This window comes from Streptacidiphilus sp. EB103A (assembly GCF_041261405.1).
GTDB lineage: Bacteria > Actinomycetota > Actinomycetes > Streptomycetales > Streptomycetaceae > Streptacidiphilus.
The window spans coordinates 91,632-117,858 of sequence record NZ_JBGCAQ010000012.1 but is presented as its reverse complement, the minus strand read 5'-3'; the positions used below and the strand labels follow the sequence as shown (position 1 = coordinate 117,858).

Annotated in this window: 16 protein-coding genes; 4 read left to right on the top strand and 12 right to left on the bottom strand. The window is 69.5% G+C overall.

Features of this window, described 5'->3' with window-relative positions:
* Positions 1–161 precede the first annotated feature (161 nt).
* From ABH941_RS20765 to ABH941_RS20755, 3 genes are all read right to left on the bottom strand, one after another.
* The gene (locus tag ABH941_RS20765; RefSeq protein ID WP_370130911.1) at positions 162–617 is read right to left on the bottom strand and encodes a hypothetical protein; all 456 of its coding nucleotides are present in this window, start codon (positions 615–617) and stop codon (positions 162–164) included.
* A 26-nt stretch (positions 618–643) separates the two neighbouring features.
* A complete protein-coding gene (locus ABH941_RS20760; RefSeq protein ID WP_370130910.1) occupies positions 644–11,554 on the bottom strand; it encodes a LamG-like jellyroll fold domain-containing protein in 10,911 nt (3,636 codons plus the stop codon).
* A gap of 256 nt (positions 11,555–11,810) precedes the next feature.
* Positions 11,811–12,338 (bottom strand): hypothetical protein, encoded by a 528-nt coding sequence (locus ABH941_RS20755; protein ID WP_370130909.1) that lies wholly within the window; start codon positions 12,336–12,338, stop codon positions 11,811–11,813.
* 216 nt (positions 12,339–12,554) lie between these two features.
* Here ABH941_RS20755 and ABH941_RS20750 point away from each other — a divergent pair, with 216 nt between their 5' ends.
* Both ABH941_RS20750 and ABH941_RS20745 read left to right on the top strand, forming a co-directional pair.
* On the top strand, positions 12,555–13,640 hold the full coding sequence (locus ABH941_RS20750) for a DUF1906 domain-containing protein (RefSeq protein WP_370130908.1): 1,086 nt from the start codon (positions 12,555–12,557) through the stop codon (positions 13,638–13,640).
* 89 nt (positions 13,641–13,729) lie between these two features.
* Entirely contained in the window at positions 13,730–14,974 is a 1,245-nt protein-coding gene (locus ABH941_RS20745) for an MFS transporter (RefSeq protein ID WP_370130907.1), read from the top strand.
* 23 nt (positions 14,975–14,997) lie between these two features.
* Here ABH941_RS20745 and ABH941_RS20740 read toward each other — a convergent pair whose 3' ends face one another.
* The 4 genes from ABH941_RS20740 to ABH941_RS20725 are packed head-to-tail and all read right to left on the bottom strand — an operon-like array spanning position 14,998 to position 18,380.
* Positions 14,998–15,786 (bottom strand): ABC transporter ATP-binding protein, encoded by a 789-nt coding sequence (locus ABH941_RS20740; protein ID WP_370130906.1) that lies wholly within the window; start codon positions 15,784–15,786, stop codon positions 14,998–15,000.
* Positions 15,779–16,582, bottom strand: coding sequence for an ABC transporter permease (locus ABH941_RS20735; protein ID WP_370130905.1), 804 nt, complete (start codon positions 16,580–16,582; stop codon positions 15,779–15,781). Before ABH941_RS20735 ends, ABH941_RS20740 begins: the two co-directional genes overlap by 8 nt.
* Before the next feature lie 11 nt (positions 16,583–16,593).
* Positions 16,594–17,361, bottom strand: a complete 768-nt coding sequence (locus ABH941_RS20730; RefSeq protein ID WP_370131029.1) for an ABC transporter permease — start codon at positions 17,359–17,361, stop codon at positions 16,594–16,596.
* A 20-nt stretch (positions 17,362–17,381) separates the two neighbouring features.
* Positions 17,382–18,380: an ABC transporter substrate-binding protein gene (locus ABH941_RS20725; RefSeq protein ID WP_370130904.1), complete on the bottom strand. Its 999-nt coding sequence runs from the start codon at positions 18,378–18,380 to the stop codon at positions 17,382–17,384.
* A 293-nt stretch (positions 18,381–18,673) separates the two neighbouring features.
* On the opposite strand from ABH941_RS20725, the gene ABH941_RS20720 reads away from it, so the two are divergent.
* Positions 18,674–20,767 carry a phosphocholine-specific phospholipase C gene (locus ABH941_RS20720; RefSeq protein WP_370131028.1) on the top strand — a complete coding sequence of 698 codons (2,094 nt, stop codon included), beginning with the start codon at positions 18,674–18,676 and terminating at the stop codon, positions 20,765–20,767.
* Between the two features lie 104 nt (positions 20,768–20,871).
* Positions 20,872–21,192: a MazG-like family protein gene (locus ABH941_RS20715; protein ID WP_370130903.1), complete on the top strand. Its 321-nt coding sequence runs from the start codon at positions 20,872–20,874 to the stop codon at positions 21,190–21,192.
* 14 nt (positions 21,193–21,206) lie between these two features.
* Here ABH941_RS20715 and ABH941_RS20710 read toward each other — a convergent pair whose 3' ends face one another.
* From ABH941_RS20710 to ABH941_RS20690, 5 genes are all read right to left on the bottom strand, one after another.
* A complete protein-coding gene (locus ABH941_RS20710; protein ID WP_370130902.1) occupies positions 21,207–21,785 on the bottom strand; it encodes a GNAT family N-acetyltransferase in 579 nt (192 codons plus the stop codon).
* 56 nt (positions 21,786–21,841) lie between these two features.
* Positions 21,842–22,450: an ATP-binding protein gene (locus tag ABH941_RS20705; protein WP_370130901.1), complete on the bottom strand. Its 609-nt coding sequence runs from the start codon at positions 22,448–22,450 to the stop codon at positions 21,842–21,844.
* 104 nt (positions 22,451–22,554) lie between these two features.
* Entirely contained in the window at positions 22,555–23,328 is a 774-nt protein-coding gene (locus tag ABH941_RS20700; RefSeq protein WP_370130900.1) for an enoyl-CoA hydratase/isomerase family protein, read from the bottom strand.
* 50 nt (positions 23,329–23,378) lie between these two features.
* Positions 23,379–24,695, bottom strand: a complete 1,317-nt coding sequence (locus tag ABH941_RS20695; protein WP_370130899.1) for an Ig-like domain-containing protein — start codon at positions 24,693–24,695, stop codon at positions 23,379–23,381.
* Positions 24,696–24,905: 210 nt separating this feature from the next.
* Positions 24,906–26,135: an Ig-like domain-containing protein gene (locus ABH941_RS20690; protein ID WP_370130898.1), complete on the bottom strand. Its 1,230-nt coding sequence runs from the start codon at positions 26,133–26,135 to the stop codon at positions 24,906–24,908.
* Between the last annotated feature and the right edge of the window lie 92 nt (positions 26,136–26,227).

Sequence of the window (26,227 nt, the reverse complement as noted above, 5' to 3'; positions counted from 1 at the left end):
AACCCAGGCGACACAGGAATCCATGCCACCATCAATCTGGCCAGTCCTTAAGATGCAAAAGCGCTGCCCACCGGGGGTGATCCGATGGGCAGCGCTCGCGTCCGATACTCTTATTTATTCATCCTCGGACCCAAGGCAATCGATAGAGAAGGCCACATATCTTATGCCCCGTAGCCTGGAGCGGCGATTAGGACCGACTCAAAATAACGCCCCTCTTCCCCGCCGGATTCTTCGGGAGTCACGCTCCTCCAGAGTCCAATGAAAACATCAGGTACCGTGACATTCAGTCCCTCATCTTCGATCTCAATTCGGAACATTTCAGAGAATCGCGCAATGACGACATCCGCAGGCTCTTCAAACAAAGATAGACCGCGGAAAGTAATTTGAACATCCCCTTCGGGGCGAAACAGTTCGATCGCGCGCACCACTCCACGAGAATCGAAGTCAAGGGAAATTGACAACTCCGAGTCGTAGTGCGCAAAGCCTTTATTCCTAGCCTCCCCTGGGGCTGGCGGCATGAACCCTGAAATCTCCCGCAGGATTCGCTCCGCCTCTTCGATGGGCATGCCGATCGCCAGATCGCCTGCCCCTCGAGGGGGGTCGAGATCAATTACCATTTGCCACCTCCGAATTGCCTCGCATTCTACCACAGAGTCAATTGCACTTGAACTTGCTTTGGGACAGTGCGAAGCGCCTGATACTGAGCATTGCCGGGCAGTGCACCGATCATGTCGCCAATCGCATTATTGTATTTTCCCGGGAAGCGCGTTGTGATGTCATTGATGTCATTCTGCATGGCCTCGTCTATTCGGCCAGAATTTACGAGCTCTCGCTGCATCATGAGCCACGCCTTCGGCTCTGGGCGACTTCCTTGGCCCGTCGACCAAACCTGCCGATGGTCGACCTTGTCCATCCGAATTGCCGGTCCCCGGTCGTACCCAAGAGGGGTCGAGGCGTTCTGAGGCATATGGTTGATCTCTTGCGGAGGCAGGCCCGGCTGGTTGGCCGGCTTCAGGCTCCCGTACGTTCCCCCCGTATTGCTTCCGCAATTGTGCACAAGCACCGGTGTGGTCCCGGCGAGCACATAGTACGTGTGGAGGTCGCCGATGGTGAGGTCGTACGTCGTGGTGTTCGCGTGGAACAGGTGGACGTCGGTGACCTGGGCGGTGCCGGTCGGGGTTTGGAGGAGGTCACCGGGGTGGAGGTGCTCGGCCTCGACGAAGGAGGACTGGGTCTCGTCGTAGAAGGGGTGGTGGAAGGTGGTGTGGAGGGTGCCGCCCGTTGCCGTCGTGCCGTCAGTTGGCAAGGTGTAGGCGGCTGGGGTGGCCGAGGTCGCGGCGCTCGGGTCGTGGTGCCCAAGGCCGAGGAGGGCACCGATGCCGGCGGCTGCGGCGGCGAGGCCGAGGCCGGTCTTGCGGATGATGCGGGACTTCACTGAGAGGTTCGCGGCCCTGGGCTGGGCCTTCGGGGAATCGGCCGTCCTGCCCACCGGTGAGATGGTGACGTCGGCGAAGTCGTGGTCGGTGTGGGTCACGATGACGGCGGTGACCTTGTGGGCCTGGGTGCCCTTCTGGCCGGGGACGGCGTTCGCGATGGTGTCGCCGACCTTGATCCGGTCGATGGCCCTGGCGGTGCCGTCCGCCATCAGGACGGGGGTGGCCCCGGTGAAGCTGTGCGGGGTCGGGCAGGAACGTCCGCTTCCGCCCGCCTCATCGGTGCTGCTGGTCGCCTGGTTCGCGTCGGCCTCGCGGGCGGCCTGGTCGGTGGCGTCGGTGGTGGCGGTGTCGGTGGCCTCGGTGGCGCCCTTGCCGAAGAGGCCGCCGACGGCGTCCAGGGCCTTGGGGGCGACCTTGCCGAGGATCGCTCCGCCCAGTTCGCCGAGGCCTCCGCCCAGGGCACCCTCGGCGGCGCCTTCCAGCGCGGTCTTGCCGAAGGCGCCCAGGCTGCAGGAGGAGCCGCCCTTGTCGGCGCACTTGAAGCCCTGGGTCACCAGGTTGCCCACGGCGCCCGCGGCTGCGGCGCAGCCGACGGAGCCGATGCCGGCGGTGAACGCCTCGCAGCCGGCGAAGACGGCCGTGGAGGCGACGAACGAGGTGATGGCGGCTGCGTGGTGCTTGATGAACCTGCCCGTCGCCTTGAGCGCGCGGACGGTCGCATGGATGCCGATGCTGATGCCTCGTCCGATGGCACGGAGCGGATGTCTGATGAAGGCCTTGGCCGCTCTCTTGATCGCGTGCCAGGCGTGGACCGCTGAGCGGACCCAGCGTCGGACATGACGTGAGGCCCAGTGGTAGACGCGGTGTGCCCAGTGGGTGAAGTGGTGCCAACTGTCGACGGGGTGGGTGACGACGTGGACGACGGTCGCGGCGGCACTGACCACGGTGTTCCAGGTGTCCGAGGCCCAGGAGGAGATGCCCGAACCCCAGGAGTCGAACGTGTTGGAGGACCAGGAGGAGAAGTCGTCGACCGCCGAGGAGACGGTGGAGGCCGCCTCGGACACGCCGCAGACGACGTCGTACCAGGAACACTGGCCGGACTGGTCGGTGCCGGCCAGGGGGTTGTCGTTGACGTAGGCGAAGGGGTTGGCCGAGACCGAGTTGGGGACGGGGTTGAGGCTGGCGGAGTCCTTGTTGAGGAAGGTGCCGGTCGCCGGGTTGTACCAGCGTGACGCGGTGCCGACCTTGCCGGTGGCCTGCTCGGTCCAGCCGGACTGGAAGCCGAGGTGTCCGGGCAGGGCGCTGCCGCCGGTGACATTGCCGAGCGGGTCGTAGGTGGCCGAGCCGGACAGTGCGGTCCCGCCCGCGGCGAAGGTGCCGACGACGTCCGCGTGCTGGTCGGTGACGGCCAGGACTCCGGTACTCGTGGACGTGGCTCCGGCGGTGTTCATGCCGATGAGCGCGTCACCCGGGCCGTAGGTGTAGGTGTAGTCGCCGTCGCCGGCGATGGTGTTGCCCGCACCGGAGTACTGGAAGGTGCGTGAGGTGCTGTTCGCGCTGTCGGTGTCGGAGATGTTCCGGCCACCGGCGTCGAGTGTGTAGGACTGCGTGCCGGCGGTGATCTGCTGGCCGTAGGCGTCGGCCGCGTACGCGGTGCTGCCGGACGAGGTGATGTCCAGGGTCAGCGTGCCGCGCGCGGAGTAACGGTAGGTGTTGACGCCGTCGCTGGTGAGCTGGTCGCGGGCGTCGTAGGTGTAGACGTTGGAGCCGACCTGGGTGCGGTTGCCGGAGGCGTCGTAGGCGTAGGCGGTGTTGGTGCTGCCGTTGTTCCAGGAGGTGAGGCGGTTGGCCCAGTCGTAGGTGTAGGTGTTGTTGGAGGCTCCGCCGACTCCCGTGGTGTTCTTGGTCAGCAGGTTGCCGTTGTTGTCGTAGCCGTAGTTGATCGAGGCGAGCGTCGTCGCGCCCTTGGCCAGGGTGTCGGTCTTGAGGCGGTGCAGTGTGTCGTAGCCGTAGGTACGGACGTTGCCGCTGCTGCCGTAGGTGACGGTCTGCGGCTGGTTGAGGGTGTTGTATCCGTAGCTGAGCTGGGTTCCGGTCGCGGCGTCGTTGAGGGTGGAGAGGCGTCCGGCGGTGTCGTAGCCGTAGCTGGTGGTGCCGGCGGCGTCGGCGCGCGTGATGAGGTTGCCGTCGTTGTTGTAGCCGAAGCTCGACGAGCCGCCCGAACCACTGGCGGTCAGCAGCTGCCCGCGGTCGTTGTAGCTGAAGCTGTTGCTGGTTGCGGCCTGGTGGTCCGGATTGCCGCTGGTTCCGGCGGTGCTGGTGGCGGCGGTGAGGACCTTGCCGGCGTTGTCGTAGGTGAAGTTGCGGGTCGCCGTGGCGGCGTCGGCCCCGGTCCCGGTCTCGGTGGTGACGTTGCCGACGCTGTCGTAGGCGTAGCTGCTGGTCACGCCGCCGGGTTGGACCATGGTCTGGAGCTGGCCGTCGGGGGTGTAGGCGTAGGTCGTCGTGGAGTCCGCCGCGGTGGTGTAGCTGTAGCCGCTGGTGGTGACCGGGGGCGCGGTGACCGAGGCCTGCTGGCCCCAAGGGGTGAAGCCGTAGGTCCAGTTGTTGTTCCGGCCGTCGGTGAAGCGCACCCGGTTCCCGGCGGCGTCGTAACCGAAGCTGGTGGTGATGGAGGTGTTGGCGTCGACCGGCTGGGTCTCCTGGGTGACCAGGTTGCTGGCGTCGTAGACGAAGTGGCTGGTGTGCTGGTTGGCGTCGGTGACGGCGGTGGCGTTGCCGTTCCCGTCGTACGTGGTGCTGGCGTGCGTCAGCTGGTTGCCGGACGTGTCGTACTGCCACTGGTCGGTGGGCAGGCCGAGGGGGTTGTAAGCGGTCTGGGTGGAGGAGTTGTCGGCCAGGGTGGTCTTGGCCAGGCGGCCGGCGAAGTCGTAGCTGTAGTTGGTGGCGTTGCCGGCGGCGTCGGTGACCCGGGTGGTCTCGCCGAGGCGGTCGTAGCCGTAGCTGGTGGTCTCGTTGCCCGGCGTGGTCGTGGAGGCCAGGAAGGCGCCATAGGGGTTGCCGGTGCTGACGCCGTAGGAGTACTGGCTGGTCAGGGTCTGCGCGGTCGGGTAGCGCTCGAGGACGGTCGAGGTGATCCGGCGGCCCATCCAGTCGTACGTGGCCTGGGTGGTCGCGCCGTTGCCGTCGCTGGAGGAGAGCTCCTCACCGTTGGTGTCGTAGGTGGAGTGCAGCGTGGTGCTGTCCGGCTCGATGGTCTTCGCGACGTCGCCGAGCTGGTCGTACACGTGCTGGGTGGTCTCCCCGCCGGGGGTCTGCGTGGCGACGACGTTGCCGTCGCTGTCGTAGGTCCAGGTGGTGGTGCCGTTCACCGGCGAGGACGCGCCGGTCGGGGTGTAGCTGGGCAGGGTCTGCGAGATCTTCTGCCCGTTGGCGTCGTAGCCGGTCCTGGTGACGTTACCGTCGGCGTCGCTCTGCTCGACCGGCTCGCCGAACGTGTCGTACCCGATCCCGGTGAAGGGCCTCTCCGTGCCGACACCTTCGACGGCCACGGCGGGAGCGGTGGTGAGGGCGAGGTTGCCGCCCTCGTCGTAGCTGAAGGCGGTGGTGTTCTGGTTCGGGTCGGTCTTCGCGGTGGGCAGTCCGCGCTTGTCGTAACTCCAGCTGGTGGTCAGCGAGTTGTTGGAGCCGACGGTGCCGCCGGTGCGGCCGTTGCCGTAGAGGGTGGCGACCTCGGCGGCGGACAGCGCGCGGGGGTAGGCCTGCACGTCGGAGACCTGGCCGTTGACGACATTGGAGATCGTGCCGCCCGTGGTCTTGACTCCTCCCACGGTCAGCGGACCGGAGGCGTTCCAGGTGGTGGCAGCGGTGGCGCTGGCAGCCAGGGCACCGTTGACGTACAGGCTCATCGCCCCGGTGCTGGAGTTGTACACCCCCACCAGGTGGGTCCAGGTGTTGGCGGTCGCACTGGTGGTGTGCGCGCTGGTCTGGGTGCCGGTCGTGGAGTCCGCGCTGGTGGTGACGAAGGTCCAGCCGCCGGCGGCCTTGTTGTACTGCAGGTAGAACGCGCCCGCGTTGGCGCCGGCCTGCCCTACGAAGGTGCGATAGGTGGACAGGTCGGCGGGGTCGACCCAGGCGGAGACGGTGTAGGAGGAGTTGGTGGTCAGCACCGGGGCATTGGCGGAGATCAGGCCGCCGGTGCCGGTGGTGCTACCGGCGAAGGCGGCGGCTCCCCCGCTCCAGGTCACGCCGGAGTCGGCGGTGGCGGTGTAACCGTTGCCGGAGGCATCGGTGACGGCGGTTCCGCTGGTCTGGTTCAGCGGGTACCAGGCGGAAGGGTGGCCGGACGCGTCCCCGTAGACGGTCTGGGACAGGACGTTGCCCATGGGGTCGTAGCTGGCGGACGTGGTGCGGTCGTAGCCGGTGGCGTCGGTCTGGGTGGTGGTCGCCGCCTGGTCGTCCGGGGTGTAGGAGCGCTGGGTGACCCGGTCGGCGCCGGTGGGGTCGAGCGTGGTGGTCGTGACCCGGGAGGCCGCGTCGACCTTGAACTGGCTGACGGTGGCACCGTTGTCGGTGACGCGCTGGGTCAGGTTCCCGGCGTCGTCGAAGGTGTTCGACTGCACCTGGTAGCTGTGGCTGCTCTTGTCGGTGCGGGTGATGGTCGAGACAAAGCCGTTGTCGGTGTAGGTGTAGGTGGTCGTGTTGCCCATCGAGTCCGTAATGGACGCGAGGCGGCCGGCCGGGTCGTAGGCACGCGAGGACTCGACCAGGTTGGTGGCGGTACTGGGGTTGACCGGGTCATCGGTGTAGTTGTCCAGGGTCACGGTGAGCAGGTGACCGTCCGCGTCATAGGCGGACTCGGTGGTGACGCCGCTCTGGGTGGTCTCCTTGACCTGCTCACCCATCGCGTCGTAGCTGTAGCTGGTCGTGGCGCCGTTGGTGGCGCCGGCGTTGCCGTTGCCGTCGGTGCGCGAGGCGACCTGGTCGTAGCTGTTGTACGCGGTGGTCTCCTTGCGGGTGGCGTCACCGCCGGTGGTGTCCGCCACGGTCTGCGCGGTGATGCCGCCGTCGACGTCGAAGACGGTGGAGGTCTGCGCGGTGTGAATCGCGCCGCTGACGCGGTCCGTGACCGCGGGGTCGGTCTCCTGGGTGACCTGACCGTCGGCGTCGTAGCTGTAACTGGTGGTCAGGCCGTTCGGGTAGGTGTCGGAAACCTGGGTCTTGGACTTGACCCGGCCGGTGTTGTCGTAACTGAACGTGGTGACCAGGCCGTCGGCGTCGGTGGTGGAGGTGACGTCGCCCAGGTGGTTGTAGGCGACCTTGTTCACGGCGCCGCCCGGGGTGGTGGTGGACACCGGTAGGCCCTTGGGCACGTTGCCGCTGTCGCTGGCCGGGTAGGTGCTGGTGCCGTCGGAATAGACGGTGGTCGTGGTACGGCCGTTCGGGAAGCCGGGCACGGCCGGGGTGGTGACGGTGGTGCGGTTGCCCGAGCTGTCGTAGCCGAAGCTGGTCAGGTAAGTGGTGTCGGTCGCCGACGCGGAGCGGCCGTCGCGCGAGGTCAGCATGGTGTCGTTGCGCGGGTCGGCGGTGGTCAGCTGCGCGGTGGTGTCGTCCGGGTAGTACGTGAAGTACTGGGTGGAGCAGGCGTTCGCTGCCTCGTTCTGGCAGGTGGTGGTCGACACCACATTGCCGCGCACGTCATGACCGGTCAGCGTGGCGACCCCGTTGGGGTTGACGACGGCGTACTGGAAGCCGCTGGTGTCGTAGCCGAAGCTGGTGGTGTTGCCCAGCCCGTCGGTCTCCGAGAGCTGCCGGTAGCCGTTGGCCACATCGAAGCGGTTGGTCTCCGTGGCACCGGTCGGGTCGGTGACGGTGACGTTCTCGACCGGCAGCAGACCGGTGGAGTTCTTGCCCGCCGCGTAGTGCACCGCGTCGTCCTGGGCGGACAGCTGCGCGCGGTTGAGCGACACCTCGGCGATGGAGCCGGGGAAGTAGCCCAGGGTGTTGGTGGGCGCGGACGGCCAGCCACTGACCTCGCCGGCACCGACGTAGACGTACTGCGAGTTGGACGCGGTGGCCGTGCCGGTCGCGGTCGCGGCCTGCGTGCCGTCCAGGTAGAGGGTCTCGGCGGTGGTGGAGGTCGACAGCATGACGTGGTGCCACTTGCCGTCGTTGACCTTGGCGGTGGTGGTCGCGTAACCGAAGCCCCAGAACCGGCCGCGCAGCAAGCCGTCCGTGCCCACGTACAGCGCGGGTACGTAGGAGTTCGAGGCCGGGCTTCCCCCGGTCAGGGAGGCCCCGGCGTAGTCGAAGAGCACGCCGCCCGCGGTGCTGCCGGAGTTCATGGTGAACCACATCTCGACCGAGTTGGCGCCCCCCGAAACGGTCGCCGAGCTCGGGAGCTGCAGGTACGACGAGGTCCCGTTGAACTTGCCGGCCGTGATGTCGGAGAACGGCCCGCCCTGGCCGAGGGTGACGGCGTTGTAGGTGGCAACGCCTCCTCGGACCTCGTTGACCGCCGAGGTGGAGCCTGCCGCGTCGCCCAGCCGCCAGTAGTCGACCGGCGCGCCGCCGAGGACCGCGCCCCGGTAGGTCTGCGAGGAGCCGGTGATGGTGGGCGCGTTGAGCTTCCACACGCCGCCGTTCTCGTCGGTCACCTGGGTGACCGTGGTGGTCGCCGGGTCGTACTGGACCTGGGAGTAGACCTTGCCCGAGGGACGGGTGACCTGGCTGAGCAGGCTGCCGGCGTGGTGGGCGTACTGGTAGAGCGCGTCGACGTCGGCGGCGACCAGCGGCCGGTCGTACCAGGCGACGTTCGCGATCGAGCCGTTGAAGTACGAGGCGGTTCCGGTGTTGCTGCTGGTGCTGTAGTTGGGCTCGTCCGGCCAGGTGCCGCCGAGGAAGCCGGCGCCGACGACGTTGTAGGGCTGGTTCTGGCCGAACGCCGACGCGCTCTTGATGGTGACGGTGCCGGAGAGGGAGCCGACCTTGGCGTCGTCCAGGAAGAGGGTCTGCGAGTTGCCGGCGGCGGAGAGCACGATGTGGTGCCAGTTGCCGTCGGCCACGGAGGCGCTGGAGACCAGCGGAGCCACGCCGCCGCTGTACCAGAACTCGGCGTTCAGCTTGCCGTCCGTGCTGCCGACGTAGATCGACGGGGTGTAGTAGCCCGTCGTGCTGCCGGCGCTGACCGGCGTGGACGCGTAGGAGTAGAGGACCCCACCCTTGGTGGAGGTCTTGAACCACATCGACAGCGCGCCGGAGTTGGCATTGTTGCCGGTGTTGTCCGGCAGCTGCACCTGGGAGCTGGTGCCGTTGAACGAGGCGACGGTGGCCGAGCTGCCCGTCAGCGGGTTGCCGCTCTGGCCGAGGGTGACGCCGCTGTAGGTCGCGTTCTTGTCGCCCTGGTTGGCCAGGACCTTGTCGGTGGCGGTCGTGCCGGAGGCGTCCGAGAGGGGCCAGTAACTGCTCGCACCCAGGTCCAGCACCGCGTTCTGGTACTGCGACCCTGCGGTGTAGGCGTACTTGGCGCACGCGCCGCTGCTCCCGGCAGCGGTCTGCAGCGGTGTGCACATGCTGGTGAGCTGGTCGCCGGTGTAGATGTAGGTCCAGGTCAGGGCACTGCTGGAGTTGCTGCTGTCGACCGGGTCGGTGGCCACGGTGGCCACGTGGGAGGCGACTGCTCCGGTGGGCGTGGACCAGGTCAGGTGCAGGGCACGGCCGGAGACCCCGGAGGTCATGGTGTCGATCTGGCTGCCGGTCCAGTGGTAAGTGATCGGGTTGCCGGTGGCGTCGGTGATCGAGGAGATGCCGTAGCCGCCGGAGCCCAGCGAGGTGGTGAAGGTGTAGACGGTGTCGTTCTTGTCGGTGAGCGTGTAGCCGCCGGTCACGGACTTGAAGGTGGCCCAGCGCCCGGACGGTGGGGAGAAGGTGCCGTCGCCGTTCCTGCCGAAGCCCACCTGGGAGCCGTCGGGGTAGGTGACCAGGACAGAGGTCACCGCACCGGAGGCGTCGTACTGCTCGGTCGCACGGGAGTCGAAGACGCTCGACCAGCCGGCGCCGAAGGCGCCCTTGTACCGCGGGTCGCGCGAGTTGTAGTCACGCACCACGTCGAGGCTCGGGCCCGCGGTGGAGACCGTGGCGTCGGTGTCGGAGGTGGTGTAGTTGCCGATCGAGGAGTCGAAGCCGTGCTCGCTGCTGTTCTGGGACAGGCCCGAGGTGATCAGCGGCTGAGGGACCTGCACCGACAGGGCGCGCAGACCGGTGGAGGCGGACCAGATCGAGGAGTCGTAGGACAGGACCTGCCAGTAGTAGGTGTGCCCCCAGGTCAGCTTGCCCGCAGGCACGGTCCAGTCACCGGCGGCGATCTGCCCCGAGTCGGCGACCTTGGTGTTGGTGTTGTCGTAGACGCTGAAGTCGTACTTGAGGGTGCTGCTGCTGCCCGTCGAGTTCGCCCCGGAGGACCAGGCCGTCAGCTCGGGGGTGGTGGTGTAGGCGACGGCATTGTTGTTGGGGTACTGCTCGTAGATCTGCGGGCCGGTGTTGCCGGTGTAGGTCACCGACATGTAGGGGCCGAGGTTCGGGTCCATGAAGGACGCGAACTTCTTCCAGTGCAGCGCATCGGTGGTGGCGCCGTAGACCGCCAGACCGTAGTCGGGCGTCGCGCCGCTCATCCAGCCCTGGAACGCGGAGGTGGAGAGCGCGACGCTGACCCAGTTGCCGGTGCTGGGGCTGTTGCCGGTGTTCGCGCACGCGGCGGAGACCGTGGGCGTGGCGTTGCCGATGGAGGCGCCGTAGGTCGGGCCGGGGTAGGCGCTCACTCCGGACGGGGTCCACGCCTGGGTCACCAGGGCGACGTCGAAGCGCTCGGCGGTGCAGGTGGAGGCCCAGGTGTCGAACAGGTTCAGGGTCGCGGCGGTGACCGTGACGCCGGAGCCGTCCCAGCTGGTGTCCCAGTGGTTGATGTAGGCGTTGGCCTTGGTCGTGCCCGAGTCGTAGGAGCCGATCTTGACGAACTGCTCGTAGGAGTGGTCCCCGGTGTTGCCGGTCTCCGAGTAGGCGGTGGTCCAGCCGTCGGTGACGGTCGGGTCGACGGTCACCGGGAACTGCCGCGCGGAGTCGTGCAGCCACCTCGCGTCCAGGGTGACCTTGAGCGCCCACTGGCCACCGGTGTGCACCAGTTGGTAGGAGACCGCACTGGTGGTGGCCGAGTCGCCGGAACGCGGGTCGACCTTGGAGTCGTAGGCGTAGGCGTGCGGTATCTGCTCCACGGTCCTGCCCGCGGCATCCACCAGGTCGATCGATCCGTCAGACAGTTGCCGCGGCGTCAGACCCTTCAGGCCGAGCGGGAACGTCCAGGAATTGCCCGCCTGCGCGGAGCGCAGCACGATCGCTTCCTTCGCTCCGGTCGCGGTCGGGGTCAGCAACAGATCGGTACCCGGCGCGATCGCCGGGTAGTCGATCGTGGAGCCGGCGACCCGCCCCATGGCCGACGACGCGCCTGAGAGTCCGAACGAGACGGAGTGAGCGGCGTCGACACCGACAGTCGCGACCTGCGGGTCGGTGCCGTTCGCGGCGAAGTCGACGGCGACGGAGTTCCCGGATTCGTGCCAGCGGCCGCCCCCGGCCGTCAGCCGGGTGTCGATCGGCTGCCAGTTCCCGTTGGCGTCCTTGTAGTTGATGGGCGCCTGGGCGATGTGGCGGGTGATCGACCCGTCGGCGTTCTGGAAGTAGTTCGACGTCCGGGTGGACTTGACGGCGTTGCGTCGGCTGGTCCGTGCGTCGTAGCCGTGCTGCGAGGCGCTCACGCCGGACGCGGGCTGCGACTGGTACGGGGCGTAGACCGGGAGCTGCCCCTTCCCACTGCCTGGCTTGTGTCCAGCGCCTCGGCCCGACCGGGTCGCTGCCGCCGACGCCCGGTGGCTGTGCCCGGCCGCCGTCCCGGTCTGCTGCTGCGGCAGCCTTCCCCAGTGCGGGTCCGACAGCCAGCCCAACATCTGCGACAGCGAGGGTATGTGCAGCGACGGGAAGCCGGTTTCCGCGGCACCGGCCGTCGTTATGCCCGAGCCCCAGGCCACGACAGCCACCATCACCACGGCGACCAGGCGGATCAGCGCGCGCATGCGCCGACTGCTCAGGGCCCAACCGGACTTCCGGAACGACCGCACACGCGCCACGAATACCCCACCTAGATCACAAGACCCGCGACATCAAGAGAACAGCGAGAAGTTGATCACAGAGGAACGGGGCCATGACAAGATCGGATGAGGAGCTACCACCAGGCTCTTACATTGACGGCAGCCAGAGCATGCAGAGTCAGCTCACAGAAAATCCCTGAAGCAAAAGGGACATAGGGAAACTAACGAGTCGACAAATAGATCAAGATGCGACCAAGTGCCCTACTGCCGCAGCGGTGGCCGAGCGCGCAGCGTCGGCATGAGGGTAAGAGATTCCCAAGAGGTTGTCGCGGGCGACGGACTGTCCCAAGAGCAGGAACTTCGTACCGGGGAACCGTGCGGCCTCAGCCTCGGCGGCCTGGATCTCCGCGTCTCCGGACACCACCACCGCCTGGCAGCCCTGACTCACCAGCGAGGCCAGGAACGGCCCGTCCGCCCCTGGCGAGTCCACGCCCACCACCGCCAGGTAACGAACCTGGACGTGCGACTTCGCGGACACGTCCTCAAGTCCGGCCCATGCCTGGGCGGCAGCCGCGTCGGCCAGCCCGGCCGGCGGGGTCAGCAGGCAGACACTCTGCGCCGTGTACTGCCGGGCGCGAGGCGGTGACACCGCGACCGATGGGCTGCGAGCCCACCACGCCGCAAACCCGAGCACCAGGGCCAGGGCCAGGGCCAACCCTGCCGCGCCTGCCCACCGGTTCCGGCGGTTCTGACTCCATCGCGACACCATGCTGCACTCCTCGCACTCGCTCGTGGGGCATCGTCGACGACGCACCGCTACGACGGGCACGCAGCATAGATGACCGGCCCCCTCGCGTTCCCGTGGCTCAAGCGCCCAGGCGCGGCTACGGGTTGAGATCCGTGTAGGGTCTGCAGTCGCATACCGCGTGACGATCATCCGTCTGATCGTCGAACCTGTGCTCTCCTCTGACCTGCCGAGGCTCCCGTGTCGAACCGCCGCCGCTCCAAGCGCCACCCCTCTCTTCTCCCGCTGGCCGCCGCAGCTGCGGTGCTGGTCATCGGCGGCGGGGCCTTCGCCTTGTCCGGGCACGGCGGCGGAACACAGCCGACCGGCTCGGCGAACGCGGCGGCAGGTGATGCTGCGGCGACGACGAGCGTGACGACGGGCGCGGCGACGGGCGGGCCCGCGCCCAGCGGGACGCACTCCGGTTCGGCGGCCGCCTCCGCCTCCGCTTCGGCGGCCGCCGGCGCGAGCGCGAAGGCCTCGGCGAGCGCCTCCTCGTCCACGTCGTCCGCCGCCGGTGCGACGCACGGCACGACCACCACCGCCTCAGGTGGATCCGCCGGACTGCCCGCCACCCGTGTCTTCACCGGCCTTGCCTTCGACACCTGCACCGCGCCCGGCCTGTCCACGATGAACGCCTGGCACTCCGCCTCCCCCTACGGCGCGGCCGCCGTCTACATCGGCGGCGCGAACCGCGGCTGCGCCCAACCCCAGCTCACCGCCGCCTGGGTGGCCTCGGTGCACGCCTCCGGCTGGCAACTGATCCCGCTGTACGTCGGCGCACAGCCGCCCTGCCAAACCTCCAGTAACCCCGAGCGAATCTCGGCCACCAACGCCGGCTCACTCGGCGCGAGCGACGGGTCGGACGCGGCCCGCCGCGCCGCCGCGCTCGGCATGCACCGCGGCAGCGCGCTCTACCTGGACATGGAGGCCTACGACACCACCAACAGCTCCTGCGTCCAGGCGGTGCAGACCTACGTCCAGGCATGGGACCGCGCCGCGCACGCGGCCGGCTACTGGGCCGGGTTCTACGGCTTCAGCAAGTCCAGCGCCAACGCGATCGCCTCCGCCGCGGCGGCCGGTACGGCGGACCTCCCCGACGCCCTCTGGTACGCCCGCTACGACGGCAACGCCGACACCACGACCGGCTTCCCCTGGTCCGCCTCGCTGTGGAGCGGCCACCGCCGCGGCCATCAGTACGCCGTCAACCTCCACGAGACCTACCGAGGCTCGGCCCTGACCGTCGACCGCGACGCCTGGAACGGCCCCGTCGCCGTCATCGGCTGACCCGCAGGCTGGAGGCACAACCGATGGTTGTGCCTGGCCGGCCGATCGGTTGTTTGATCCGGGCGTCCGCTAGCCGCTTTGCTGTGGGTATGACGGGCAGGCGGGCGCTGGGGCGGCGGTTCGGGTGGTTGTGGGCGGCGTTCGCGGTCAGTTCGTACGGCACCGGGCTCGGGTTCGGCGCGTTCCCCTTCATCGCGATCCTGGTGCTGCACTCCGGGCCGACCCGGGTGGCGGTGCTGGCCGCCTCGGGGCGGGCGGTGGGAGCGCTGGTCGCGGTGGTGCTCGGGCCGTGGGTGGAGTTCCACCGCAAGCGGCCGGTCATGGTGGCGATGGACCTGGTCCGGTTCGCGGCCCTGATGAGCGTCCCCGCCGTGTTCACGCTCGGCCGGCTCGGCTTCGCCCAACTCCTCGTTGTCTCCGTCGTCGTGGCCGCGGCCGACATCGCCTTCAAGGCGGCCGGCGGTGCGTATCTGAAGGCGCTGGTGCCGCCGGAGGACCTGCTCGTCGCGAACGGCCGGTTCGAGTCCACGACCTGGACCGCGACGGTGGTCGGACCACCGCTCGGCGGGGCCGCGATCGGGCTGTTCGGCCCGGTGACGACCGTGGTCGCCGACGCGGTCAGCTACCTGCTCTCGGCGCTGGGCATCCGCGCCATCGGCGGGACGGAACCGCAAACCGAGCGGACCGGCGCACCGCGACTGCGAGCGGGCGATCTGCTCGCAGGATGGCGCCACATCCTCACCCACTCGACCTTGCGCCCGCTGTTCCTCAACACGATCGTGGTCAACGGCCTGATCATGGCCACCGAACCGCTGCTCGCCGTACTCCTGCTGGGCCGCCTCGGGTTCCCGCCCTGGCAGTACGGTCTCGTGTTCGCGTCCCCCTGCGTCGGCGGCCTCGTCGGATCGCGCCTCGCGCGCCGGCTCGTGGCGCGGTTCGGGCAGCACCGGGTGATGCTCACCGCCGGGACGCTGCGCGCCTGCTGGTCTCTCGGGCTGGCGTTCGTCGGGCCCGGTGTCCCCGGGATCGTCCTCATCATCGTCGTCCAGTTCGGCCTGGTGACCTGCATCGGCCTGTTCAACCCGGTGCTGGCCACCTACCGGCTCGACCACACCGCCTCCGACCGCGTCGCCCGCACCCTGACCGCGTGGTCGATCAGCAGCAGCGCCGCGATCGCGGCCCTGACCGCCCTGTGGGGCCTGCTCGCCGCCGCCACCAGCCCCCGCACCGCGATCGCGGCCGCCGGAGTCCTGCTCCTGGCCACTCCGCTGCTGCTCCCCCGCCGCGAGACAGTGCCCCAGGACACCAGGGAAGCTGCCGTGAGCCTCACCTGACACCGAGCGCCCGGCCCACCGCGTCACTGGTCCTGGGCCACCCCCTTGGGCGCGGTGCCGCGGATGCGTTCCAGCACCCTGGTGCGCAGCCGGGTGAACTCCGGGTCCGCACGGGTCGTCAGCTGGTCGCGCGCCGCCGGGAGGTCGACCTCGATCTCCTCCAGGATCACCGTCGGCGACTTGCTCAGGACCAGCACCCGCTCGCCCAGGTAGACCGCCTCGTCGATGTCATGGGTGACGAACAGGACCGTCATCCCCCGCTCCGACCAGAGCCGGCGCACCAGGTCCTCCAGGTCGGCCCGGGTCTGGGCGTCGACCGCCGCGAACGGCTCGTCCATCAGCAGCACCTCGGGGTGGTAGGCCAACGCCCTGGCGATGGCCACCCGTTGCTGCATGCCGCCGGAGAGCTCCCAGGGGTAGGCGCGGCCGGCCTCGGCCAGGCCGACCGCGGCCAGCGCCTCCCCCGCCCGGGTGCGGCGCTCGGCCCGGGACAGGCCCTTCTGATAGCGCAGCGGCAGTTCGACGTTGTCGCCGACCCGCATCCAGGGGTAGAGGCTGCGGCCGTACTCCTGGAAGACCACCGCGAGGCCCGGCCTGGGGCCGGTCACCGGGGAGCCGTCGAGCAGGACCGTCCCGCCGCTCGGCCGGAGCAGCCCGGCGACGCACTTGAGCAGCGTGGTCTTGCCGCAGCCGGACGGACCGACCAGGCAGACCAGTTCGCCATCGGCGAGGGTGAAGTCGATGTCGCGGATCGCCTCGACCGAGCGTCCGGTGCTCTCGTAGACCTTCCGCAGGTGCCTGATCTCAAGCATGCCCGCCTCCGCCCTCCCGCTGCGCACCGCGCAGCCCGTGGTACCAGCCGAGCACGCGCTGCTCGACCAGCCGGAACAGCAACGACAGGACCACGCCCAGCAGACCGAGGACCAGGATTCCGGTCCACATCTCCGGGATGGCGAAGCTGCGTTGGAACTCGACGACGGTGAAGCCGATCCCGCTGCTGGCGGCGAACATCTCGCTGATGACCATCAGGATGATCCCGATGGAGAGCGCCTGCCGCAGTCCGGCCATGATCTGCGGACCGGCCGCCGGCAGGACCAGGTGGACCAGCCGCCCGCCGCCCCTGACGCCGTAGCAACGGGCGGTGTCGTCGGCCACCTGGTCCACGGCCCGCACCCCCTCGACGGTGTTGAGCAGGACCGGCCAGAAGCAGCCGAAGGCGATGACCACGACCTTCATGGTGTCGCCGATACCGGCGAAGAGCATGATCACCGGAACCAGCACCGGCGGCGGGACGGCCCGGAACAGTTCGAGCACCGGCTCGGCCACCGCCCGCGCGGTACGGAAGGAGCCGAGCAGCACGCCGCAGCCGACGCCCGCCAACCCCGCCAGCGCATAGCCGCCGAGCAGTCGCAGCACGCTCGGCAGCACGTCGGTGCGGAGCCGGTCGGGCGTCCACACCTGGCCGAAGGTCGAGACGATCCGGTGCAGCGGCGGCTCGTAGATGCTGGTGCTGCCGGCGGAGGCGAACCACCACACCGTCACCAGCACGGCGGGCAGCCCGGCCACGAGCAGCACCGTGGCTCCGATTCGGAGGAACAGACGGTTCACACCGGATCCGTTCACAGCAGCACCTCCCCGCGCACCGACTGGTGCCAGGCCAGGGCATGGCGCTCCACCGCGCGGGCGCCGACGTTGACGACGACCCCCAGCAGCCCGGTGACCAGGATCAGCGCGTACATGTCCGGCACCGCCTGCGAGTCCTGGGCGACCGCGATGAGATTGCCCAACCCCGGTGCGCCGATCACCAGTTCGGCGGTGATCGCGAGAATCAGCGCCACGGCGGCGGCCAGCCGGACGCCGGTCATGACGTACGGCAGGGCGCTGGGCCACAGCACATGCCGCAGCCGGGCCCAGGGGCCGAGGCCGTAGGCCCTGGCGGTCTCGTCCGCCACCGGGTCGACGTCCTGGGCCCCGTAGAGGACCTGGACCAGCACCTGCCAGAACGACGCGTAGACCACGAGCACCAGCACCGAGGTGATCCTGGCGCCGTACAGCAGCACCACGAGCGGGATCAGTGCCACCGAGGGGATGGGCCGCAGGAACTCGATCGTCGAGGCGGTCGCCCGGCGCAGGTACGGGACGACGGCGATGAGGAACCCCGCCGCGATCCCGGCGGCGGTGGCGATGGCCAGGCCGAGCGCCCATCCGGTCAGCGTGTCGCCGAGCGCCGACCAGAAGGCCCCGTCCCCGAGCTCGTGGCCCAGGGCCGCGGCGGTGCGGCTGAACGGCGGCAGGAACCGGGCGTCGACCAGCCCGGTCCGGGTCACCGTCTCCCACGCCGCCGCGAAGGCCACCAGCCCGGCCGTGCCGAGCGCCGTGCCGCGCAGCCGCGCTGTTGCGGTCCGACTCACGGCAGGAGCGTGGCGAGGTCGGGTGCCTTCGTCAACAGCCCGTAGCCCAGCGCCAGTTGACCCAGCGTCTGGAGCGATGCCTGGTTGACGTCGGCGGGCCAGCTCGGCAGCGTGATCTGCTTGAGCGTGGCGGCCGGGATCTTGGTGTAGCTGCCGAGGACGGTGCGCACGTCATCGGGGTGGCTGTTGGCGTAGGCCAGCGACTCGGCCAGCGCCGTCTGGAACTTCTTCACCACGTCCGAGTGCTGCTGCGCATAGCTGGTCGAGGTGAAGTACATCGCCACGGTGAGCTTGGGTGCGACGTCGACGTACGGCGAGGCGATCACCGTGGCGCCCTGCGCCTTGACGGTGGCGAGCGCGGGTTCCACCACCAGGGCGGCGTCGACCTGCCCCTTGGCGAGCGCGGCCGGCATCGCCGGGAAGCCGAGCTCGACGAAGGTCACCTTGCTGGGATTACCGCCGGCCTTCTGCACCGACTCGCGCACGGCGACCTCGTTGATGTTCTTCAGGGTGTTGATGGCGACCTTCTTCCCCACCAGGTCCTTCGGCGAGGTGATCGCGCTCCCCTTCTTCACGACGATGGCTCCGAAGTCCTGGCCCGCCACACCGGTGGAGGCCACGCCGTTGGAGATCGCCTTGATGGGCACGCTGTTCTGCTCGGCCAGCATCAGCGAGAGCACATTGGAGAAGCCGAACTGGAACTGCCCGCTGACGACGCCGGGCACGATCGCGGCGCCGCCCTGCGCGGTGGTCAGCGAGAGCTTGAGGCCCTGCTGGGCGAAGAAGCCCTGCTTCTGGCCGAGGTAGATCGGTGCGACGTCCACGATGGGGATCACTCCCACGTTGACGTCGACGGTAGCGGCGGCGGAGCCCGCGCCGGCGGAACTCCCGGACCCTGACGAGGTGCTGGTGGTACTGCCGGCCCCGCTGCCGCATCCCGCAAGAGCGACGGCGAGAAGCGCCGCGGCGGTGCAGACGATGGATGGACGACGCATCGGACCCCCTGAGTTGTGCGGTGGTGCACGCCTGGAAAGTGATGCCGTGCCGGGACCGTACGGGCGTCGTACCGGCCGGGTCAATGCCGATGCAATACCAAATTGTTGACAGGATTGCGGACGGCATCATTCACAGGGTCCTCGCGACAGCGCGGCGCAGTTGGCGCAGCCTTCCCCTGGTTGTTTCGCAAACGCCCCCACTTGTTCGAACAAGTGTGGTGAGAATGTCCAACCGCCTCACCCTGAACACCCGCCCCAACACCCGCCTCGGACAGACCGGGAGCCCCTCCTTCATGACTGCCCTCAACCGTCGCCGCTTCATCCAGCTGGCCGGCGGCACCGCCGCCGCCACCGCGATGTCGAGCAGCATCGCCCGTGCCGCCTCGATCCCTGCCGCCCACCGCACCGGGACGCTGAAGGACGTCGACCACATCGTCGTCCTCATGCAGGAGAACCGCTCCTTCGACCACTACTTCGGCACCCTGCGCGGGGTCCGCGGCTTCGGCGACCCCAAGCCGGTGACGCTGCCCAGCGGCAAGTCCGTCTGGTACCAGTCGGACGGCAGCAAGGAGATCCTGCCGTTCCACCCGGACGCGAAGAACCTGGGCCTGACCTTCCTGGAGGACCTCGCCCACGACTGGAACAGCACCCACTGGGCCTGGAACAACGGCGCCTACGACAAGTGGATCCCGGCCAAGGGCGCGACCACGATGGCCCATCTGACCCGGGACGACATCCCGTTCCACTACGCGCTGGCCGACGCCTTCACCATCTGCGACGCCTACCACTGCTCGCTGATGAGCAGCACCGACCCCAACCGCTACTACCTATGGACCGGGTACACCGGCAACGACGGCAAGGGCAAGGGACCGGTCCTGGACAACGCCGAGGCCGGGTACGCCTGGACCACCTACCCGGAGCGGCTGGAAAAGGCCGGGGTCTCCTGGAAGATCTACCAGGACGTCGGCACCGGGCTGGACGCGGCCGGCTACTGGGGCTGGACCAGCGACGCCTACATCGGCAACTACGGCGACAACTCGCTGCTCTACTTCGACCAGTACCGCAACGCCAAGCCCGGCGACCCGCTCTACGACAAGGCCCGCACCGGCACTGACGTCACCAAGGGCGACGGCTTCTTCGACGTCCTGAAGGCCGACGTGAAGGCCGGGAACCTGCCGCAGGTGTCCTGGATCGTCGCCCCCGAGGCGTTCACCGAGCACCCCAACTGGCCCGCCAACTACGGCGCCTGGTACGTCTCCCAGGTGCTGGACGCGCTCACCGCCGACCCTGCGGTCTGGGCCAGGACGGCGCTGTTCGTCACCTTCGACGAGAACGACGGCTTCTTCGACCACGTGGTGCCCCCGGTGCCGCCGTTCTCCGCGGCGCAGGGCGCCTCCACCGTGGACGTCGCCGACGAGCTGTACACAGACGGGGTCTCCGCCGCGAGCCTCTTCGCGGGCGGCAGCGGCTTCCTCTCGGCCCCGTACGGCCTGGGCCCGCGGGTCCCCATGCTGGTGGTGTCGCCCTGGAGCAAGGGCGGTTTCGTCAACTCGCAGGTGTTCGACCACACCTCGATCATCCGTTTCATGGAGGAGCGCTTCGGCGTCGAGGAGCCGAACATCTCGTCCTGGCGGCGCGCCGTCTGCGGCGACCTGACCTCCGCCTTCGACTTCTCCCGGACCGACACCGCGGTGCCCCCGCTGCCGGCCACCGGCGGCTACCAGCCGCCGGACCAGAACCGGCACCCCGACTACGTGCCCACCCCTCCCTCGGCCCCGGCGCTGCCGAAGCAGGAGCGCGGCACCCGTCCGGCCCGTCCGCTGCCGTACGAGCTGTCCGCCGACGGCCGGGTCGACAGCGCCAGGTCCACCCTGACCGTCGAGTTCGCCAACCACGGCCGGGCCGGGGCGAACTGGCAGGTGCGCTCGACCACCGACACGGCCGGTCCGTGGACCTACACCGTCGAGGCGCACAAGTCGCTCACCGGCAGCTGGACCGTGTCCACGGCCGCCGGCGGCGGCTACGACTTCTCGGCCCACGGCCCCAACGGCTTCCTGCGGGAGTTCAAGGGGCGGCTCGCCACCGCCGGGCCCGAGGTGACCACCAGTCATGACGGTCACGGCAGCCGGGTCAAGCTGGTACTGAGCAACCACGGGCACACGACGGTACGGCTGACGGTCACCGACGCGTACGGCTGCGCCGGGCCGGAGAGCTACCAGCTGCGGCCCGGCGCCAGCCGGACGCACACGGCGACTCTGGACGCCACGCACGGCTGGTACGACCTGACGGTGACCTCCGCCGAGGACGCGACCTTCCTGCGGCGCATCGCCGGTCATGTCGAGACCGGTCGGGTGAGCACCAGCGACCCGGCCATCGGCGCGGTCTGACGTCCCGTCCGGTGCGCGTTCCACCGAGGGCCGGGGCCGGCGTTTGACGCCGGGCCCGGCCCTCGGCCAGCCTGGGCCGCCTGCCCCCTACCTACAGGAGCGCTGTGGACGACACCGCCTGGGACACCATCGACAGCCTGGTCCGCTGGCTCGACCGGGGCAGCGACATCCCCGACGACACCCGGGTGCTGCTCCAGCTCCTCAAGATCACCGAGGAGGCCGGCGAGGTCGCCGAGGCGGTGATCGGCGCGACCGGGACCAACCCCCGCAAGGGCTTCTCGCACAGCTGGGACGACGTCAGGAACGAGCTCTGCGACGTCATCGTGACCGCGATGGTCGCCCTGGCCCGGCTGACCCCGGACGCCCGCGAGGTCTTCGCCGCGAACCTCCGCCGCATCGCCGAACGTTCCGAGCAGGAGGCCTGAGGCTTCGTCAGCCGCTACACCCCGGGACGGCGGTGCTCCCAGATCCGCAGCGAGATCCGGGTGCCGTCGGGGTCCTCGACGACGTCGAGGGGCAGGTCGGCGGCGGTGTAGCCGGCCCTGCGGGCGACGGCGGAGCTGGCGTCGTTGTCGGGCTCGATCCGCAGGACCACCCGGCGGGCGCCGATGACGGTCCAGGCGAAATCGGTGAGCAGCCGTACCGCGCGGACCGCGAGGCCCCGGCCACGGTGGGCGGCGCCGATCGCATAGCCGATCTCGACGTCGCGCCCGTCGTCGCCCTTGAGCATCGCCAGGACCTCGCCGCGCGGTGCGCTGCCGTCTTCGGCAGTCTCGCTGATGGCGAACTGGATCCTGGTCCCCGCCTCCCGGGCCGCGCGGGCCCGGCCGAGGTAGCGCGCGGCCGCGTCCAGGTCGAACGGCGAGCTGAGCGGGGTCCAGCGGGCCACCTCGGGCTCGTCGAAGAGCCGGACCATCACCGGGATGTCCTCCTGCGTCCACTCGCGCAGGAACAGTCCGTCACCGGTGAGCGAGAACGGCGGCTCGGGCAGGACCGCGGCAGTGTGAGGAGTGGTCATGATCGCTATCCTCCCCGCTGCCACCGGCGAAGGCCAGCCGATTGATCACCCCCGCCTCAGCCCGCGGCGGCCTCACGGGACCGGAGTTCGAACCACACCGACTTGCCGCGTGAGAGCAGGTCCGCGCCCCAGCGGTCGGACATCACATCGACCAGCTGCAGCCCGCGCCCGGCGTCGTCCTCGGCGTCGCCCATGATCAGGCAGGGCAGCGCCCTGGACGGGTCGCGCACCTCGAAGCGGATGCTGCCCGGCCGCCGGACCAGGCGCAGCCCGAAGGAGCGCCCGCCGGTGTGCCGGACCACATTGGCCACCAGCTCACCCACCAGCTGCTCCGCCACCTCGCCCAGGCCGCCCAGGCCCCAGGTGTCCAGGGCGGACCGGACGAGGCGACGGGCTCTCGCCGAGGAGGCGGGACCGGAAGGCAACCGGACCTCCTCGGTCATCGGGTCGGTGAGCTGACCGAAGAGGGCGAGCTCCAGCTCCGCCGGGGTGACCGCCTCCGGGCAGCCGGCCGAGCCGCCGAGCGTTTCCGGCCACAGCGCGGCCGTCCAGTCCTCGGTCCAGAAGGTGTCCGCGGCGGTCCCCGGGACGCCTTCCAACGACGCGACCGCACCACCGCCGGTCCCGTCCGTCACTCGCTGCTCAGCCTTGCCCCGTGGTGCCATGCCCCTATCATCGCGACTCTGTGCTGACTTGGGGAGCACAATGCGTAAAGAATCATCAGTGCTTCCGGCATATGCCTGGGAACAGCGGAACGATCAGGGACCGATCAGTGGAACACGGCCTTGCCCGGGCCGTCCTCCACGAAGCTGCGCATCCCGGTCTCCCGGTCCTCGGTGGCGAACAGACCTGCGAAGAGACTGCGCTCCAGGGCGAGCCCGGTGTCCAAGTCGGTCTCCAGCCCCCGGTCCACCGCCTCCTTGGCCGCGCGCAGCGCCAGCGCCGGGCCCGCCGCCAGCCTGGACGCCCAGGCCAGCGCGGTCGGGTAGACCTCCTCGGCGGGGACCACCTGGTCCGCGAGGCCGATCCGCAGCGCCTCGTCGGCACGCACCTGACGGCCGGTGAAGATCAGCTCCTTGGCCCGGGACGGGCCGACCAGACGGGACAGCCGCTGGGTGCCGCCGGCCCCGGGGATCAGTCCGAGCAGGATCTCCGGCTGGCCGAACTTGGCGTTCTCGGCCGCGATCCTGATGTCCGCGCAGAGCGCCAGCTCGCAGCCGCCGCCCAGCGCGTAGCCGGTCACCGCGGCGACCACCGGCTTGGGGATGCGGGCGACCGCGTCGAAGGCGCCCTGCAGGGCCGGCCCGCGCTGCAGCATGTCGCTGTACGACATCCGCTGCATCTCCTTGATGTCGGCCCCGGCCGCGAAGACCTTCTCACCGCCCCAGACCACCACGGCCCGCACGTCGGCGCGGGCCGTGGCCTCCTCGGCGACCGCCCTGAGCTGGTCCTGCATCGCCGCGTCCAGGGCGTTCATCGGCGGGCGGGCCAGCCGGATCGTCCCGACGGCGTCCTGCACATCGAGGGTGACGAGGGCGGTCATGTTTCCTCCTGAGCACCTGAGGGTGGGTTAACGCATGCTAACCGTCGGGCTCAGTTGGAGGTCCAGGCGGACCAGCTCATGTTCCAGCCGTTCAGGCCGTTGTCCGGCTGGACGATCTTGTCGGGCGAGTTCACCACCTGGACCACGTCGCCGATGATCGAGTTGTTGTAGAACCAGGCCGCCGGGGTGGTGGGGTCGCCGCCGCCCTTGACGTCGTGCAGACCGACGCAGCCGTGGCTGGTGTTCTCACTGCCGAAGGTCGAGACCGGCCGCCAGTAGTTGCCGTGCACGAAGGTGCCCGAGGTCGTCAGCCGCATCGCGTGCGGCACGTCCTTGATGTTGTACGCGTTGCCCAGGCCGACGGTCTGCGAGTCCATGTCGACCGTCGGATCCTTCTCGGTGATCACCATCTTGCCGTTGTACGTGGTGTGGGTGGCGTCGCCGAGGCTGGCGGGGAGCGTCTTGTAGAGCACGCCGTTGTGGTAGACCTTCAGCGTGTGCGCGGTGTTGTCGGCGACGCTGGTCTGGCTGCGGCCGATGGTGAAGGCGACGTCCTTGTACTGCTTGCCGTAGACCCCGCTGGAGGTCTCCACACCGTCGAGGTTCATGTGCAGGGTGACCTTGGTGCCCGCCTGCCAGTAGCTCTGCGGGCGCAGGTCGAGCCGGGAGCTGCCGAACCAGTGTCCCTCGACGTCCACGGCCGGGGAGGCGGTGACCGAGATCGCCTTCGCCACGGCGGCCCGGTACGTGCTGCTCACCGGGTGGGTGAAGGTGATCGACACCTCCATGCCGACGCCGTAGGTGGCCCCCGGGTCGACGTTGAAGTTGCCGATGTTGATGTTGCTCGGTGTCATCGTGGTGAAGCTGGACTGATCGGTGACGCTCAGTCCGGCGCTGTCCACCGCGGTCGCGGCGACCGTGTACTTGGTACCGGAGCGCAGCGCGCTCGACGGGGTCCAGGTGCTGCCGTCGGTGGCGAGAGTGCCGCTGATGGCGGTGCCGTCGGAGGAGGAGACCTTGACCGTGGTCAGCTTGCCGGTGGCCACGGAGACCTTGAGCGCGCCGTTGGTGTTCACACCGGTCGAGTCGTTCTTGGGCGATATGGTCACCACGGCCGCGGAGTTGGCCGAGGCGGACGCCGAAGCGCCGGACCCGGCGCCGGCCGTCGCACTCGCGGAACTGCCGCCCGCCGCAGCGCCGACCGTGCTGGTGCCGCCGTTGCTGCTGCACGCCGTGGCGATCAGCAGCAGGGAACCCGCCGCCAGGGCCACCAGGGCACGCCGGGTGCCGCTGCGGCGGCCCGCTCCGATCCCCCGTCCGCGCCGTTCCTTCTCAGTGCTGGCGTCAACCGCCCGTGCCGAACTCAACCGACTCTCCCCTCCCGGATGTTCAACCTCTAGGAACGCCCAGGCACCCTGCTCAGTTGCATCCGAGGGCGGAGTTTCCCCGCACATGCCGGGCGGACGCGTCGCACTCTAACCGGCGCAGCTGGGAGAACTCTGCGGGAACGTTCGGTTGACGCCCTTTCGTGGGGATCCGGTACCAATTCGTTGCAGATCTTCAGCACCCTGAGGGGGTCAGCGCAGCGCGCTCCCCGCGGTCCACCGGGCCCAGCTGAGATTCCAGCCGCTCAGGCCGTTGTCCGGGGCGACCGAGTCGCCGGAGGAACCGGTCACCCGCACCACGTCGCCGATCATCGAGTGGTCGAACAGCCAGCCGGCCGGGGTGGAATCACTCGTCCCGCCCTTGACGTCGTGCAGGCCGATGCAGCCGTGCGAGGTGTTCTGGCTGCCGAAGACCGAGGCCGGCCGCCAGTAGACGCCGTGGACGAAGGTGCCGGAGTCGGTGAGCCGCATCGCGTGCGGCACGGCGGGGATGTCGTACTCGCTGCCCAGGCCCACGCTCTGCGAGTTCATCCGGGTGACCTGGTACATCTCGGAGATCACCATGATCCCGTCGTAGCTCGCGTGCCCGGGTCCGCCGGCCGAGATCGGCAGGGTCCGCAGCAGCTGCCCGCCACGGCGGACGGTGAGCGTGTCGGCGACGGTGTCGGCGGTGCTGATCTGGGCCCGGCCGATGGTGAAGGAGACCTTCTTCTGCTGCGTTCCATAGACCCCGGGCGCGCCCTCGACGCCCTTGAGGTTCAGTGCCAGCACCACCCGGGTGCCCGGCTGCCAGTAGTTCTGCGGGCGGAAGTCCAGCCGCCGGTCGCCGAACCAGTGGCCGACCACCGGGACGGACGGGTTCGCGGTCACCGTGACGGCCCGCTGCACCGCGGCCCGGTCGGCGATGGGCCGGTTGAAGCGCAGCGACACCTCCATGCCGACGCCGACGGTGGCGCCGTCCTCGGGCGTGTAGAAGCCGATGAAGGTGTCGGTGGGGACGAAGGTGGTGAAGACGGCGTGCTTGGCGGCCTGCAGGCCGTTTCCGTCGGTGGCGATGGCGTCCAGGGTGTAGCGGGTCTCCGGCAGCAGTCTGGCCGTCGGCTTCCAGGAGGCGGCGTCGGCGCCGAGGGCGCCGGGGACCTCGTCGCCCCGGTCGTCCCGGAGCCTGACCTCGGTGAGCTTTCCGGAGACCACGCCGACCCCGACCCCGCCCTCAGCCGGGACCTGCGCGGCGCCGTCCCCGGGGGTGAGGGTGACCACGGCGGCGGACACCGCCGGGGCGGAGTCCGCGGAGGGGGCCCGTCCGGTCCCGCCCCCGCAGGCCGTGAGCAACGCCAGCGCCCCCGCGGACAGGCCGAGGACCGCACCCCGAAGACCCGACCGCCGAAGACCCGACCGCCGAACCCTGTTGCTCCGACCCACCGTCACCGCTCCTTCGTGTCAGCCACTCCCGGGATCAACGAGGGTTGATCGACGGGGACACGTCCTCTGTGTGGATCCATGGCCGCTTGCAC